Annotated in this window: 11 protein-coding genes and 1 pseudogene; 4 read left to right on the plus strand and 8 right to left on the minus strand. The window is 54.0% G+C overall.

Annotated elements, in window-relative coordinates; genetic code table 11:
• The first annotated feature begins 203 nt into the window (after positions 1-203).
• Positions 204-1,838 (plus strand): adenine deaminase, encoded by a 1,635-nt coding sequence (gene ade, locus CA264_RS13795; RefSeq protein ID WP_025607967.1) that lies wholly within the window; start codon positions 204-206, stop codon positions 1,836-1,838.
• 159 nt (positions 1,839-1,997) lie between these two features.
• On the opposite strand, the gene CA264_RS13800 is transcribed toward ade, so the two are convergent.
• Both CA264_RS13800 and CA264_RS13805 read right to left on the minus strand, forming a co-directional pair.
• The gene (locus CA264_RS13800) at positions 1,998-2,441 is read right to left on the minus strand and encodes a response regulator (protein WP_025607968.1); all 444 of its coding nucleotides are present in this window, start codon (positions 2,439-2,441) and stop codon (positions 1,998-2,000) included.
• 404 nt (positions 2,442-2,845) lie between these two features.
• Positions 2,846-3,826, minus strand: a pseudogene (locus CA264_RS13805) (PLP-dependent cysteine synthase family protein); the annotation flags it as partial.
• A gap of 301 nt (positions 3,827-4,127) precedes the next feature.
• Between CA264_RS13805 and sucD the strand changes: the two are divergent.
• Complete coding sequence (gene sucD, locus CA264_RS13810; RefSeq protein WP_025607971.1) at positions 4,128-5,018, plus strand: succinate--CoA ligase subunit alpha; 891 nt, start codon at positions 4,128-4,130, stop codon at positions 5,016-5,018.
• A gap of 366 nt (positions 5,019-5,384) precedes the next feature.
• Here the strand turns inward: sucD and CA264_RS13815 are convergent, their stop codons facing one another.
• Entirely contained in the window at positions 5,385-6,329 is a 945-nt protein-coding gene (locus CA264_RS13815) for a hydrogen peroxide-inducible genes activator (RefSeq protein ID WP_025607972.1), read from the minus strand.
• Between the two features lie 172 nt (positions 6,330-6,501).
• Between CA264_RS13815 and CA264_RS13820 the strand changes: the two genes are divergently transcribed.
• Together CA264_RS13820 and CA264_RS13825 are read left to right on the plus strand one after the other, a co-directional pair.
• The gene (locus CA264_RS13820) at positions 6,502-6,975 is read left to right on the plus strand and encodes a Dps family protein (protein ID WP_025607973.1); all 474 of its coding nucleotides are present in this window, start codon (positions 6,502-6,504) and stop codon (positions 6,973-6,975) included.
• A gap of 775 nt (positions 6,976-7,750) precedes the next feature.
• Positions 7,751-9,238 carry a TrkH family potassium uptake protein gene (locus CA264_RS13825; RefSeq protein ID WP_025607974.1) on the plus strand — a complete coding sequence of 496 codons (1,488 nt, stop codon included), beginning with the start codon at positions 7,751-7,753 and terminating at the stop codon, positions 9,236-9,238.
• Positions 9,239-9,401: 163 nt separating this feature from the next.
• Here CA264_RS13825 and rny read toward each other — a convergent pair whose 3' ends face one another.
• The 5 genes from rny to CA264_RS13850 form a co-directional block, all read right to left on the minus strand.
• Entirely contained in the window at positions 9,402-11,000 is a 1,599-nt protein-coding gene (rny, locus tag CA264_RS13830) for a ribonuclease Y (RefSeq protein ID WP_025607975.1), read from the minus strand.
• 112 nt (positions 11,001-11,112) lie between these two features.
• Positions 11,113-11,400: a cell division protein ZapA gene (locus CA264_RS13835; RefSeq protein ID WP_025607976.1), complete on the minus strand. Its 288-nt coding sequence runs from the start codon at positions 11,398-11,400 to the stop codon at positions 11,113-11,115.
• A 60-nt stretch (positions 11,401-11,460) separates the two neighbouring features.
• Positions 11,461-11,757, minus strand: a complete 297-nt coding sequence (locus CA264_RS13840) for a hypothetical protein (RefSeq protein WP_025607977.1) — start codon at positions 11,755-11,757, stop codon at positions 11,461-11,463.
• Positions 11,758-11,761: 4 nt separating this feature from the next.
• Positions 11,762-14,179, minus strand: coding sequence for a phenylalanine--tRNA ligase subunit beta (gene pheT / locus CA264_RS13845; RefSeq protein WP_025607979.1), 2,418 nt, complete (start codon positions 14,177-14,179; stop codon positions 11,762-11,764).
• Between the two features lie 222 nt (positions 14,180-14,401).
• The gene (locus CA264_RS13850; RefSeq protein ID WP_025607980.1) at positions 14,402-15,022 is read right to left on the minus strand and encodes a DUF1684 domain-containing protein; all 621 of its coding nucleotides are present in this window, start codon (positions 15,020-15,022) and stop codon (positions 14,402-14,404) included.
• Between the last annotated feature and the right edge of the window lie 12 nt (positions 15,023-15,034).

The following is a 15,034-nucleotide window of genomic DNA, read 5'->3' on the forward strand; positions in this document are numbered from 1 at the left end:
TTGCTTTTTTTCAGGTATTTAGCCGTTTTCCGCTGCTGGGGTGTTTTGCTGGAGCAGCCCGACAACGTACCCGTTGCCAGAAAGCCCGCTAAAACGATGTATGAAATTATCTTTCTCAAAACGACTGAATTTAACGCAAATATAAAGTAATTTACCGGTTTAGGCCCAAAACACAGGGCAAATTAAGAACAAAACCTAACATTATGCACACTGATTTCTCCGTCTCCGGACGCATCATCGATATACATACCAATGCAATTTACGAAGGCACGGTTCATGTGTCAAACGGGCGGATTTCTAAAATAGTTCGGGAGGCCACAGGCAAGTCCAACTACATCCTGCCCGGCTTTGTGGATGCCCACGTACACGTGGAAAGCTCCATGCTGGTGCCCTGCGAGTTTGCCCGCCTGGCGGTGCCCCACGGCACCATCGCCACTGTGTCGGACCCGCACGAGATCGGCAACGTGCTGGGCATAGAAGGCGTGGAGTACATGGTGGAGAACGGCAAAAAAGTACCGTTCAAGTTTTACTTCGGGGCTCCCTCCTGCGTGCCGGCCACACCGTTTGAGACAGCCGGCGCAGAGATAACGGCTGCCGACATCGAAAAATTATTCCAGCGGGACGAGATCAAGTACTTGGCCGAGATGATGAACTGGCCCGGTGTGCTAAACCGCGACCCGCAGGTGATGGAGAAGATAGAGCTGGCCAAGAAGTACGGCAAAGCCGTGGACGGGCACGCCCCCGGGCTGATGGGGGAGCAGGCGGCCCGGTACGCCTCCGCCGGCATCACCACCGATCACGAGTGCTTTACCGCCGAAGAGGCGCTGGACAAGCTGGCGGTGGGCATGAAGATCCTCATCCGCGAGGGCAGCGCCGCCAAGAACTTCGAGGCCCTGATCCCGCTGCTGCCGCAGCATTACCCCAACATCATGTTCTGCTCCGACGATAAGCACCCGGACAACCTGGTGGAGGGCCACATTAACCTGCTGGTGAAACGGGCGCTGGCCAAGGGCAACGATTTGTTCCACGTGCTGCGGGCCGCCTGCCTCAACCCGGTGGAGCATTACAAGCTGGAGGTTGGCCTGCTCCGCGAAGGCGATGCCGCCGACTTTATACTTATAGACAACCCGGAAAACTTTAACGTGCTGGCGACCTACATCAACGGTGAGCTGGTGGCGGAGCAGGGCAAGTCGAACATCACTTTCAGCCCAAGCGAGGAGATCAACAACTTTAACACAGACGTGAAGGTGGCGCAGCAGTTTGAGGTGCCCCTGGGCGCGGCGCAGAAGGTACGCGTGATCGAGGCGTTTGACGGGCAGCTGATCACCAAGGAGGGCTGGGCCACACCAAATGTGCGCAACGGCTTTGTTGAGTCGGATGTGGCGCAGGACGTTCTGAAGATCGCCGTTGTGAACCGGTACGAGAACAGCATTCCGGCCGTGGCCTTCATCAAGAACGTTGGTTTGCAGGAAGGCGCCATTGCCTCTTCCGTGGGCCACGACTCGCACAATATTATTGCCGTGGGCGTGGATGATGAGAGCATCGCCAAGGCCGTGAACCTCATCATCGGGGCCAAAGGAGGCGTAGCTGCCGTGGGTATGGGCAAAGAGCAGCTGCTGCCGCTGCCGGTGGCGGGCATCATGTCGGCACAGGATGGCTACAAAGTGGCCGAGGCTTACTCTGCCATCGACCGCATGAGCAAAGAGATGGGCAGCAAGCTTGCCTCGCCGTTCATGACGCTCTCCTTTATGGCGCTGCTCGTAATCCCATCGCTCAAGCTCAGCGACAAGGGCCTTTTCAACGGCGACACGTTCCAGTTCGTGCCTGTGGCCGAATAGCGACACGTGTGAACCGGAGGCTGCCAAGGCCGCTTTGCTGGCTTGTGTGCTGGCAAGCGGCCCCGGCTCTTCGCGCTGATGCGGTTTACTCCTTTATAACACAAAAAGGGGCAGCGCCTTGTGGCGCTGCCCCTTTTTGTGTTAATTCTTTTATACCTGTTACGCGTCCTCGCTTTCCTGCGTATCCTCGAAATGCTTTTCCAGCAGCCCGCTCACCTTCTCAGCTGTCAGGGGTTTGGTGATATACTCGGCATTGTACTTTCGCGAGTTAGCCGTATCCTGCGGGTGCGTGGAGGTGGTAAGCACCACCATCACAATATGTTTGCGAAAGCTCTGGTCCAGGCGCTCGTACAGGTCAAGCATCTCGAAGCCATCCATCACCGGCATGTTGATATCCAGGAAAATCAGCTCCGGCTTAAAGTAGTTCTTACTCTCTGCTTCGTAATTATTGTTGCTAACGTTATATAGGTAATCGAAGGCTTGCTTACCGTTAACGAAGGTGCGAACGTTGTCTGTTACCTGCATCCTGTCGAGCAGGCGCTGATTCAGAAAGTTCGTTGTATCATCGTCGTCAATAAGCAGAACGCCAGATAATTTTCTCATAGTGTGAATGTCACTTGTAATCAACAGGGCGACAGCAATAACTGCAACTGCCTCATGCTTTCGTAAAATTGAATGCTGTTGCCCTTCACAAAAGTATACAATCTTCTGATAATCTGAGTACAGAAACCTGATTCTCTTTCTACCGAAGTTGTATTTCCCGGCCCCGCTCCGCTGTACCGCACCAAAGATGTACAATCAAAAAGCCCATTAACAGCGTACCGGAAGGCATCCGGGCGTATAGGCCCGTTTAGCTGTGCAACAGGCAGCAGAGGCTGTGCTCTGACTTCTTATACTGTTATACGTGGCCGATGTTACTGCACCACATAGGAAGATATAAAGAATCTGCAAAACAAAAACCCAACCGGTAGGGCTGGGTTTTTGTTTTGCAGGTATAGGACTGCTTAGTCGATGTAGCCTTGCTGGCGCATCCAGTCGTCGTTGTAGATCTTGCCCAGGTAGCGGGTACCGTGGTCTGGCAGCAGGATAACCATGACGTCGTCCTCCGTCAGGTGCTCTCTGGCATACTCCAGCGCTCCATAAACAGCTGATCCGCAAGACCAACCCACAAACAGGCCTTCCTCGCGCGCCAGGCGGCGTGTCATCACGGCGCCGTCTTTGTCTGTCACCTTCACAAAGGTGTCGATCATGTCGAAGTCCACGTTCTTCGGCAGGATGTCCTCGCCGATACCCTCTGTGGCATAGGAATAAATCTCCTTCTCATCGAACTCGCCGGTTTCTTTGTACTTCTTAAACACTGAGCCGTAGGTATCGATGCCGACTGCTTTGATGGCAGGGTTCTGCTCTTTCAGGTACTTGGATGTGCCCGAGATGGTACCGCCTGTGCCTACGCCTGCAGCCCAGTGCGTGATCTTGCCTCCTGTCTGCTCCCAGATCTCCGGGCCGGTGGTTTCATAGTGCGCCGCCGTGTTCGACATGTTGTCGTACTGGTTCGGGTAAAAGGAGTTCGGGATTTCCTCGTTCAGGCGCTTGGCCACGGAGTAGTAAGAGTCCGGATGGTCTGGCGACACGTTGGTAGGGCAAACAATCACTTCCGCCCCCACAGCGCGCAGGATATCCATCTTCTCCTTACTTTGCTTATCGGCCAGCGTAAAAATGCACTTGTAGCCTTTGCCGATGGCGGCCAGCGCAAGGCCCATGCCCGTGTTGCCGGAGGTGCCCTCTATGATAGTGCCCCCTGGCTTCAGGACGCCGGCTTTCTCCGCGTCCTCAATCATTTTTACAGCCATGCGGTCCTTTACCGAGTTGCCCGGGTTAAAGTACTCTACTTTGGCAAGCACAGTGGCTTTGATGCCATCCGTTACATTGTTTAGTTTTACCAGTGGTGTGTTACCGATTGCCTCGGTGATATTATTCAGATACTTCATCTGTCGTCTTTTAGAATTCGGGTGCAAATATAAGGAAAATATGAGACTCCGCTGCCCCTGCCCTGGCTGTGGCGTAACGGGCCCGGCCGGGTGCCTGCAGAATCAAACGGTTAGAACCCAAAGGCATAGCTCCCCTGCCCCTGCGCCACAGACCCGCGACCTGTAAACCCCACTTTCAGGCCACAGGTTCCGGCCCCAGGGGTATATTAGCCGCAACTATTTTTTGCACAGGCCACAAAAAAGCCTATTTTTGCACTACCTTATAGTTCGACGGTCAATACACAAACTAAAAAAGATACACATGAGTGTTTTAGTAAATAAAGATTCGAAAGTGATTGTGCAGGGCTTCACAGGCTCGGAAGGTTCTTTCCACGCGTCACAGATGATTGAGTACGGCACAAACGTAGTTGGTGGTGTTACTCCGGGCAAAGGCGGCTCCAGCCACCTCGACCTGCCGGTTTTCAACACAGTAGAAGACGCTGTGAAAAAGACAGGGGCTGATGTGTCTATCATTTTCGTTCCGCCAGCCTTTGCCGCTGACGCTATCATGGAGGCTGCTGCAGCCGGTATTAAAGTTATTGTGTGCATTACAGAGGGTATCCCTGTGAAAGACATGGTAGCCGCTAAAAACTACCTGCAGGGCAAGGATGTGACCCTGATCGGCCCTAACTGCCCGGGTGTTATCACGCCAGGCGAGGCGAAAGTTGGTATCATGCCAGGCTTCGTGTTCAAGCAAGGCCGCATCGGTATCGTTTCTAAGTCTGGTACGCTGACCTATGAGGCCGCTGACCAGATTGTAAAAGCCGGCCTTGGTATTTCTACTGCTATCGGTATCGGTGGTGACCCGATCATCGGAACGCCTACAAAAGACGCCGTGCAGCTGCTGATGGAAGACCCTGAGACAGACGCAATCGTTATGATCGGTGAGATCGGCGGTAACTACGAAGCCATGGCTTCCAAGTACATCAGCGAGACAGGCAACAAGAAGCCAGTTGTAGGTTTCATCGCTGGCCAGACTGCTCCTGCAGGTCGCCGCATGGGCCACGCCGGTGCTATCGTGGGTGGTGCTGAGGATACAGCTGCCGCTAAAATGAAGATCATGCGTGAGAACGGTATCCATGTGGTAGAGTCTCCTGCTGAAATTGGCGACGCAATGGTAAAAGCTCTGAAAGAGGCTGGTATCAACGCTTAGTCATACTTTCTAAAGTATAAAACAGGAGAGGCTGCCCCACAAAGGCAGCCTCTCCTGTTTTATACTTATACCCACTGCAGAAGTGGCTTCTTTTATCAACTTCTGTGTCCCTTATCACCTGTGCCTCTCTCACTGGATGCATGCCATACTTACTCTCCAGCGCCTGTGCTGTTGCGTGCCGCTGCTGCTGCAGCCGATGGCCCGCAGTAGCTCGTGAGTAGCTAAGGTTGCGAAAGAAAATAGCAGCAGAGGAAGTTTCAAGCCATCTTTCAGAAGAGCCAATGGCTTTACCAACTCTACCTTGTAACGCATTTGGATAAGGTGCTCACCGCACCAGCGGTTCTCCTCCCCCGGCTGCCTTACACGCTACTTTACCGCCACCACCTGCTCCTTCTTGCGCAGTTTGATAGCGTCCGGCACGGAGTCTATAATCTCCTGCCTGAGCGCCTCGATCAGCTTTTTCTTCAGGAAGCTGCGGTGCACCACCAGGCTCACCTCACGCAGCGGCTGCGGCTCCTCAAAAGGGTGCACCAGCTTCTGCTTCTCTTCCGGCATCTCCAGCACCGACAGCTCCGGCAGCAGGGTTAGCCCATGCTGGCTCTCCACAATCCGCTTGAGTGTTTCCAGAGAGCCGCTCTTATAGTCGAGGTGCCCGCTGCTGTCGCTCCCTCCGCCGCCGCCGCGGTTACAGATATTGAGGACCTGGCTCCGAAAGCAGTGCCCTTCATTGAGCACCCAGAGCTCGCTCATGTCCAACTGCCCCGCCTCTATGCGAGGGTGCTGCGCCAACGGGTGCTTTGGGTTGATGTAAGCCACAAAAGCCTCGTAGAAGAGCGGCAGCTCCTTTATGCTCTTGTTATCCAACGGTGTTACCAGCAGCCCCACATCCAGCAGCTCGTGGTTCAGCTTCTCTACAATCTGATCTGTGAGCAGCTCCTGCACCACCACGCGCACCTGCGGGTGCTTCTCCAGAAAGCTCGTAACGAACAGTGGTATCAGGTAAGGGGCCAGCGTGGGGATAACACCGATGCGCAGCTCCCCGCTCAGCTCCTGCTGCTGGTTCTGCACCATCTCCTGTATCTTCTTGCTCTCGGCCAGCACCACGCGCGCCTGCGCTATAATGTCCTTCCCCAGCTCGGTCGGGCGTACCGGTACGCGGCTGCGGTCAAACACCTGTACACCCAGCTCCTCCTCCAGCTTCTGCAGCTGCATGCTCAGGGTGGGCTGCGTAACGAAGCAGTGTTCTGCGGCTGTGGCAAAATGGCGGTGCGTGTCTACGGCTACTAAATATTCTAACTGTACGAGTGTCATGGCAAATTATTAGTTAGGCTGCCCCTGTGCGCCTACTGGCTTTCAGGCTAGTGTAAAGGTACATAATAGGTTTAAGCTATCAAAGTATAAAAACTATCAATTTGATATATATAGGTATTTGTGAGACATTTGTAACGACAACAACGAACAACAGAGAGATAAAACTAGAAAAATGGAAAAACTATCAAACATCGGATTACAGAAAGAAGACAGCAGGCACGTGGCAGAGAAACTGAATGAGCTGCTGGCAAACTACCACCTGTACTACCAGAACCTGCGGGGCTTTCACTGGAACATCAAGGGGATTCACTTCTTCCAGTTGCACGATAAGTTTGAGGAGCTTTACGGCAGCGCCCTATCCAGGATCGATGCCATCGCGGAGCGCATCCTGACAATCGGGCAGCAGCCGCTGCACACGTTCTCAGACTATATGCGCCTGTCCAGCATTAAGGAGGCAGCCAACCTGAGCGGCGACAAGGAAACGGTGTCTGCTACGCACCAGAACCTGAGCATACTGCTTGACCTGGAGCGCGAGATTCTGAAACTGGCGGCAGAAACGGGAGACGAAGGCACAGTAAGCCTCATCAGCGAAGACATTCACGAGAACGAGAAGACCCTGTGGATGCTGAACGCCTTCCTAAGCTAGGCTGCCAAAGGTGCTGCCTGTACAGCACGCCCACAAACACACGAGCTCTGCCCTTGCTGCTTGCAAAAGGGCGAGGAAAACACAAATGCCTAGGACCTTCGCGCTCTGCGCATTTTATATATAGTTTATTTAGACAATAAGTATGGCGCGGCGGCTAAGATTATCTCCTGTTGTCTTGCCGACCGCTGCCACACTTAGCTTTTAGTTTTGAATCCAATCCGAAAACTAAAGCAAAAACACACCATGCTACCTATTTAAGAAACAAGAACAGACACACGAGAGGGGCCGGCCCTGCCGGAGGAGAGATACTTATCGGCACAGCCTGCAGAGGCACACAGGCTGACAAGACCATAAACTAGTCCTACCAATTATAGCTAAGTTAAGTGTAAAGCACCCGCAGTTTCTGCGGGTGCTTTTTTATTAGCCGCTCCCCCCAAAGAAGTGCTGTGGGTGCTCCACTTAAAAAGCCTGTACACATTTAGTCCAACCTTGATACAAGGCTGTGAAGGGCGTTTGACTACGGTTGCTTATTCGCTAAGCCTTTCTATACATCGCTCTCTAACACGCCAGATTTCATCAAAGCCAAGGGCAAGTTTACCTTCCTGGAGCCATAGTCCCCCACGATAACCGGGGCTCACCTCCTGAATTACAGCAGGCGCTTTAACCTTTTCAACCCTGTGAAGGTATTTCTATTACGGTTCTTTTAAACTAACTCGGTTGTGCTGGGCATGTAGCAGTGCAGCCTAAAACATGCACATAACTTAACATATACCTCTTGAGCGTAAACTTCAAAGCCTTTTTGAAGGATGTCGGTAAGCTGCTTTACTTACCTGCCGTTTTTGCCTTCGTAACACTACCTGTTATTATTTATTTTAAGGAATGGTTTGCGTTGCCCCCGTTTGCCCTCATGGCAGTTGTCAGCTTTGGGGTCGGGCAGCTGCTGTTCCAACCTGTTAAGAGTTCTCAGGAATCAGCAGCAGGCTTGTCTATTATCTTCGTCACTGTTGCCTGGCTACTGCTCCCGCTCTTTGGCATTATTGCCTTCTACGGCACTGCCCTTGCCGCACCAGAAAACACCTACCCCGCAGTTTCGGTGTTCTTACAACCGACAAACTGCTTCTTCGAGTCCATGTCTGGCTTTACCGGAACGGGTCTCACCATGGTAAAGAACCCCAGCCAGCTGCCCTACACCCTGCAGTGGGGGCGATCGTTTATGGAGTGGATAGGAGGCGTTGGTGTGATCATGCTTGCGTCCATGCTGTTAAGCTTCAACCACGACAAAGGGAAACTGTACCATGCCGAAACAAGAAAATGGACCATAGATGACGCTCCCGCCACAGCCACCATCAAAAAGATATGGTGGATTTACGTGGCATACACAGTCGCCTCCATCCTTACTTTTTACCTTGCCGGCATGCCTTTCTGGGAGGCGCTAAACCACGGCATGACGGCCATCGGCACAGGTGGCTTTTCCGTTACACCAAGAAGCTTCACCGATTACTCTTCGCTGATCAAGGCCCTGGCAGTTGTTATTATGGTTGTAGGAGCGATAAACTTTAAAGCGCACTACCTGCTCATTTTCCGGCGCGATATCAAGTCCGTGTTAAAGCAGACGCAGCTGCGGTACTTTGCCGCACTGCTGGTCGTAGCCCTGCTTACCATGGTTTTGATAAAGCCAGACACACCGTTTATCGACATCCTGTTTCAGGTTGCCTCCGCCTTAGGAACCTGCGGGCTCAACACCGCAAAGCTCAGCACCTGGGCCATGGCTCCCCTCTTTCTGTTAGTTGTTCTGATGCTCTTTGGAGGTAACGCTGGCTCTACTGCCGGGGGCATCAAAACGGAGCGTGTGGCGTGGTTTACGAAGGGGATCTGGAGGGGCGCGAAAAAGGCATGGCTGCCGGAGGACGAGGAGCCCCCGCTCTACTTTGATCAGGAGGCGAAGAAGCCCAAGGTAACAGATAGAAACATAGAGCAGGCTGCTGTTATTTATTTTATCTGGATGGCAACCCTTACAGTAGGCACGTTGTGCCTGTCGGTGCTTGTCGGCGACCAGTACACCTTCGACCAGGTGGTATTTGACTCGGCCTCTGCCCTGAGCAATGTGGGGCTTAGCTCCGGCCTCACAGGGCCCGACCTGCCAAACAGTGCCAAGCTCCTCCTGACGGGACTCATGTGGGTAGGGCGCCTGGAGGTGATGGCGGTGGTCATTCTCCTGCTTTCTCCACTGTACATAGCCAAAAGCCACCACCCTAACACCTAACTTTGTTCAGCCATCTGCTGGCAGCAGTACCCTTTCGATGATGCGCCGCAGGGGCAATAGCGGTGGCCGTTAGCCTGTATCACAGAAGCGTACCTGCAAAACAAAACCGCCTGCCACAAATGCAGCAGGCGGTTTAACCTTATTTAATAATCAAGTATACTGCTTATTTGGCGTAGCTGATGGCGCGCATCTCGCGGATAACTGTAATCTTGATCTGGCCCGGGTACTGCATCTCCTTCTCTATCTTCTGCGAGATGTCGTAGGACAGCTGTGCGGCTTTCTCATCTGTTACATTGTCGGCGTCTACCATTACGCGCAGCTCGCGGCCAGCCTGGATGGCGTAGCACTGGTTTACACCGTCGAAAGAAACAGCGGCTTCTTCCAGCTCCTTCAGGCGCTTGATGTACGACTCCATGATCTCGCGGCGGGCACCCGGTCTTGAACCGGAGATGGCGTCGCAGGCCTGTACCAGCGGAGACACCATTGCGGTCATCTCCACCTCGTCGTGGTGGGCACCGATGGCGTTACACACATCCGGGTGCTCTTTATACTTCTTGGCCAGCTCCATACCGATGATCGCGTGCGGCAGCTCCGGCTCGTCCGGGGTTACCTTACCGATATCGTGCAACAGACCGGCGCGCTTGGCGTGCTTCACGTTCAGGCCAAGCTCGGCGGCCATGGTGGCGCAAAGGTTGGCTACCTCACGCGAGTGCTGCAGCAGGTTTTGGCCATAAGAAGAGCGGAATCGCATGCGGCCCACCATCTTGATCAGTTCCGGGTGCAGCCCGTGGATGCCCAGGTCAATGGCGGTGCGCTCACCGATCTCTACAATCTCTTCCTCAATGTTCTTGCGGGTCTTGGTCACCACCTCCTCAATGCGGGCAGGGTGAATACGGCCGTCGGCCACCAGGCGGTGCAGCGACAGGCGTGCGATTTCGCGGCGAACCGGGTCAAAGCCAGAGATAATGATCGCTTCCGGCGTGTCGTCTACGATGATCTCCACACCCGTGGCAGCCTCTAAGGCACGTATGTTACGCCCTTCGCGGCCAATGATCTTGCCTTTGATGTCGTCGCTCTCGATGTTGAACACCGACACGCAGTTCTCAATGGCGTGCTCGGCGGCAGTCCGCTGGATGGTTTCGATAACGATTTTCTTGGCTTCTTTGGTAGCGGTAAGCTTTGCCTGCGCCACAATATCTTTGATGTGCGACGAAGCGTGCGACTGGGCCTCATTCTTCAGGGCCTCCACCAGCTGCTCGCGGGCCTCGGCGGCTGTCAGGCCGGCAATCTTCTCCAGCTGGCCAACGATCTCCTGGTGCTGCTGCTCTACCTCCTCTTTGCGCTTGTTAAGCTGCTCCTGCTGCGCCTGCAGGTTGTTTCGCTCTTTATCCAGCTGCGCCTGCAAACCGTCTTTCTCTTTCTGCAGATCGGCCTCCAGGCGCTTGGCCTGCTCCATTTGCTTCTGTACCTGCTGCTCGCGCTGCTTTACCTTGTTCTCGTTCTGGATGATGATGTTCTTCTTCTTGTTCGTCTCCTCCTCGAACTCAGACTTCATTTTCAGGTATTTCTCCTTCGCCTCCAGAATACGGTCTTTTTTGATGCTCTCGGCGTTGATCTCTGCCTCGCGAACAATGTTCTTGGCGCGCTGACGCGCGTCTTCCTCCTGCTGCTTGTATACTTTCTGCAGCAGGGAGCGCCCTATGTACACGCCCACTCCGAGCGCTACAAGAGCTGTTAGTAAAATGTAAAGGATATCGGGCATAACTATAAGCGTTTATGGTTTATAACACGTATAGCAAGTGCCTGCAAAGGGAACAGTGTGTGCGGCTTTTAGCCCTAAACGAAGTATAAACAGGACCGCCTGCGGCCGCTGCCTATTTATTAACTGATGATAAGAGATCGTCCAGAAGATTAAGTTGCTGGTCTACCTGGGATACATGCGAGGCTCTTTCCTCATCCAGCTTCATCTTCTCCACCATGGTCTCAAACGCCACCATAGCCAATAGATCCTGCTTGTCCTGTATACCAAACTGATCTTTGAAAAAGCGCAAGCGCTCGTTCAGGATCTTTCCGACTGCTCTGATTCTCTCCTCTTCCTCTTCCTTCACCCGCATCGGATACTCGCGTTCCGCGATGCGAATCTTTATCGATAATTCACTCATCCGTTGCGTTGGTTATGGTTACGCTTACCCGTCCTTTCTGAGTTCATACAGCACTCGTACTTAGTCTTGTAGGTAAGCAATACACTTATCAATCTCTCTGATGTATTCGTTCAGCTTGAGCTTTAACTCTGTCGAATTTGCAGTGTTTCCTGCTATCGTATCTACAATTTTAGCAATATTCTCTTGATTTTGAAAATTTTTTATCTGCTCATCTTTCTCCTCCAGCAAACCCTCCAGCTGCTTTAGCTGCTCCTGTGCGCGCACGAGCCGCTGCTGCACCTCTGTATGGCGCTGAATGAGCTTTCGCAGTTTATCCTCAATATGCTGGAGTTGTTGTAATTGCTTTTCCTTTGGCATAACACTATTTGCGGATAAAAGCTCCCAATTGTTTCTCAAACTGCTGCATCAGGCGGTTCATAGTGCTGTCGATTACCTTGTCGGTCAGCGTTTGCTGCCTGTCCTGCAGGGTAAAGCTCAGGGCGTAGGCTTTTTTGCCTGCCTCTATTTTATCGCCTTCGTACACGTCAAACACGTTCACGCCCTGCAGCAGTTTACGCTCCACCTTAAAGGCCACCTTCTTCAGCTGGTCAAAGGTCACGTTCTTGTCTACCACCAGCGACAGGTCGCGGCGCACCTCCGGGAACTTCGGCAGCTCCTCGGCCACCAGCTTGTCTTTATACTTCTTCAGCAGGTAGTCCCAGTTCAGCTCGGCATACCACACCTGCTCCTTCACTTCCATAAAGCGGGTCACGCCGGCATCCAGCACGCCCAGCTCGGCTACCACGGTTGCGTTTTTCACATACGCGATGCCCTGGCGCATGTAGCCGTTGTTCTCCAGGTTCTGCACCTCGAAGTCGCCGGCGTTCAGCTTGCGGAGCACGTTCTGCACCACCCCCGCCAAATCGTGGAAGGCGGACTTTATACTTGGCTGCTTCCAGCTTTCGGCCGTTACGTTGCCCACCATGTACAGCGACAGCTTGCGGCTTTCTTTATACTCCCCGTCCTGCTGCTCGTATACTTTGCCCAGCTCAAACAGCTTCAGGTCGCGCTGGCGGCGGTTGATGTTGCGGCGCAGCACCTCCAGGCCAGAGAACACCATGCTCTTGCGCATCACGTCCAGGTCTTCGGAGTTGAAGTTAACCACCTTTACCAGGCTGGCCACCTCTGCCTCTCCGGCAGGCTGGTAGTAGTTGGAGTTGGTGATGGAGTTGGTAATGATCTCGTGGAAGCCGTTCGCCGCGATGTAGCTCATAATGGCCTCCGTTACATCCTCTGCGTAAGGGTTCGGGAACTTCGCCAGAAAAGTGGTGGCCAGGTTCTCGTCCATCTGAATGTTGTTGAAGCCGTAGATGCGCAGAATCTCTTCCACCACATCGGCCTCGCGCGTCACGTCCACCTTGTAAGGCGGCACCGACAGCGTCAGGTGCGTTTCTGTCTCGTTCGTAACCTGGATGCCCAGGTCTGTAAGTATGGCTTTGATGCGCTCTGCTCCAATGTGCTGCCCGATGAGCAGGTGCGTGCGCTCAATGCTCAGCAGCACCTCAGCGTCCTTGATAGCCTCCGGGTACACATCCACCAGCTCAGAGCTTACCTCACCGCCGGCCACCTCCTGCACCAGCAGGGCCGCGCGCTTCAGGGCCAGGATCACCATGTTCGGGTCCGTGCCGCGCTCAAAGCGGAAAGAGGCATCGGTTTTCAGGTTGTGGGCCATGCCGGTGCGGCGCACCCAGCCTGGCGAGAAATAGGCGCTCTCGATAAAGATGCTGCTCGTTTCGTCGGTTACGCCGGACTCCTCGCCCCCGAACACGCCGCCAATGGCCATCGGCCCTTCGGCGTTGCAGATCATCAGGTCTGTGGCATGCAGCTTGCGCTCCACACCGTCCAGTGTCTTAAAGGTGGTGCCTGCCTCCACCGTTTTCACCACAATCTTACCGCCTGTGATTTTATCGGCATCGAAGGCGTGCAACGGCTGCCCCAGCTCGTGCAGCACATAGTTGGTTACGTCCACCACGTTGTTGATGGGCGAGAGGCCGATGGCGCGCAGGCGTTTCTGCATCCACTCCGGCGACGGGCCAACTTTTATGCCTGACACCGTTACGCCGGCATAGCGTGGGCAGGCTTCTGCATCCTGTACCTCCACCGCAATCGGGCGGGAGGTGTTGTTTACCTTAAAATCGCCCACCTTTGGCAGCTGCGCCTGCTCATGCAGCAGGGCCTGCAGGTCGCGGGCCACCCCGAAGTGCGAGGCGGCATCGGCGCGGTTGGGCGTCAGCCCTATTTCAAACACTTTGTCAGAGCCCAGGCCGAAGAACTCCGCGGCTGGCGTACCGTTCGGCAGGTCCGTGTCCAGCACCATGATGCCGGCGTGCGACGCCCCGATACCAATCTCATCCTCGGCGCAGATCATCCCTTCGGACACTGCCCCGCGAATCTTGGACTTCTTGATCTTGAAGGGCTCTCCTCCGGCAGGGTAAAGCGTGCTGTTTACGGTGGCAACCACCACTTTCTGCCCGGCGGCCACATTTGGCGCACCGCACACGATCTGGCTTGGCTCAGCCGCGCCGATGTCTACGGTGGTAATGTTCAGGCGGTCAGCGTCCGGGTGGCGCTCACAGGTCAGCACCTCTCCTATCACAATACCTTCCAGGCCTCCCTGCACCACGTCAAAGGTGTGGATTCCCTCCACCTCTAGCCCGGCACCGGTTAGCAGCGCACCTGTTTCTTCAGCACTTTTATCAATATGTATGAGTTGTTTCAGCCAGTCGAATGAAATCAGCATATTCTTTTCTGTTGATCTTTATGGTAGGGCCTTTTCTGAGGGCCCATGTTTTTCAAAATTAAGGATAATTCTGTTATAGAATGAAAGACAATTAGACAAAAGACTTGGGGAACCCGGAATCTAGCAGGCCTCTACCACTACCGTATAAAACGTTCTGGCCCTAAGCCAGCCCTTGTCCCGGTTTTATCTTTTGCCCTGAGCCCCTTCGTCTCACAGCCCGCTTTAATGCGTTCCTTCGTACGTTTTTTCCCCTACCGGAACAGCGATGTCCAGGCGGTTGTCTTTGGGCGGCACGGGGCACACATAATCAGGGTTGTAGGCACAGAAAGGGCTGTAGGCGCGGTTAAAGTCCAGCATCACCGTTTCGTTCCCCTCCTCGAAGGGCACATCCATGAACCGCCCGCCGCCATACGTCTCAAAGCCGTTGGTCTTGTCGGTGAACGGCACAAAGAGCTGGTCTTTTTCTTCGCTCAGTTTCTTGTACAGGGTCAGTTTGTAGGGCTTGTCCTGCAGCTCGAACGCTGCCACTCCGTAGCGCAGGTACGGTTCGTAGCTGCCGTTGGTAAGCGGCATGAGCAGGGTGTCCTGCTGCGCCAGTTTCTCTACCCTGGCTTTTACCCGGTACGCCAGGTCCGGCTCGTAGTACACCAGGTTTTTAAAGGCGCGCCGGCCTTCGTCGTCGAAGGGGGTGTTGGCGCGGCTCCTGAACGAGAGATCCTTCTCCTCCCGCTCCTTTAGCAGGGGCTGTATGTAGTTGTCATCGTTAAAGAAGGCGTCTTTTGCGATGTAGATGAGCACCAGCGCCAGGCCGGCCAGCAGTATCAGTTTCAGCGGTCTCTGCATAAAACTCCGTTT

The organism is Pontibacter actiniarum, assembly GCF_003585765.1.
Lineage (GTDB): Bacteria > Bacteroidota > Bacteroidia > Cytophagales > Hymenobacteraceae > Pontibacter > Pontibacter actiniarum.

Excerpts from the sequence above, each read along its gene's own strand:
- ade (WP_025607967.1), top strand. The coding sequence starts at position 204 with ATGCACACTGATTTCTCCGTCTCCGGACGCATCATCGATATACATACC.
- CA264_RS13800 (WP_025607968.1), bottom strand. The coding sequence starts at position 2,441 with ATGAGAAAATTATCTGGCGTTCTGCTTATTGACGACGATGATACAACG.
- sucD (WP_025607971.1), top strand. The coding sequence starts at position 4,128 with ATGAGTGTTTTAGTAAATAAAGATTCGAAAGTGATTGTGCAGGGCTTC.
- CA264_RS13815 (WP_025607972.1), bottom strand. The coding sequence starts at position 6,329 with ATGACACTCGTACAGTTAGAATATTTAGTAGCCGTAGACACGCACCGC.
- CA264_RS13820 (WP_025607973.1), top strand. The coding sequence starts at position 6,502 with ATGGAAAAACTATCAAACATCGGATTACAGAAAGAAGACAGCAGGCAC.
- rny (WP_025607975.1), bottom strand. The coding sequence starts at position 11,000 with ATGCCCGATATCCTTTACATTTTACTAACAGCTCTTGTAGCGCTCGGA.
- CA264_RS13835 (WP_025607976.1), bottom strand. The coding sequence starts at position 11,400 with ATGAGTGAATTATCGATAAAGATTCGCATCGCGGAACGCGAGTATCCG.
- CA264_RS13840 (WP_025607977.1), bottom strand. The coding sequence starts at position 11,757 with ATGCCAAAGGAAAAGCAATTACAACAACTCCAGCATATTGAGGATAAA.
- pheT (WP_025607979.1), bottom strand. The coding sequence starts at position 14,179 with ATGCTGATTTCATTCGACTGGCTGAAACAACTCATACATATTGATAAA.
- CA264_RS13850 (WP_025607980.1), bottom strand. The coding sequence starts at position 15,022 with ATGCAGAGACCGCTGAAACTGATACTGCTGGCCGGCCTGGCGCTGGTG.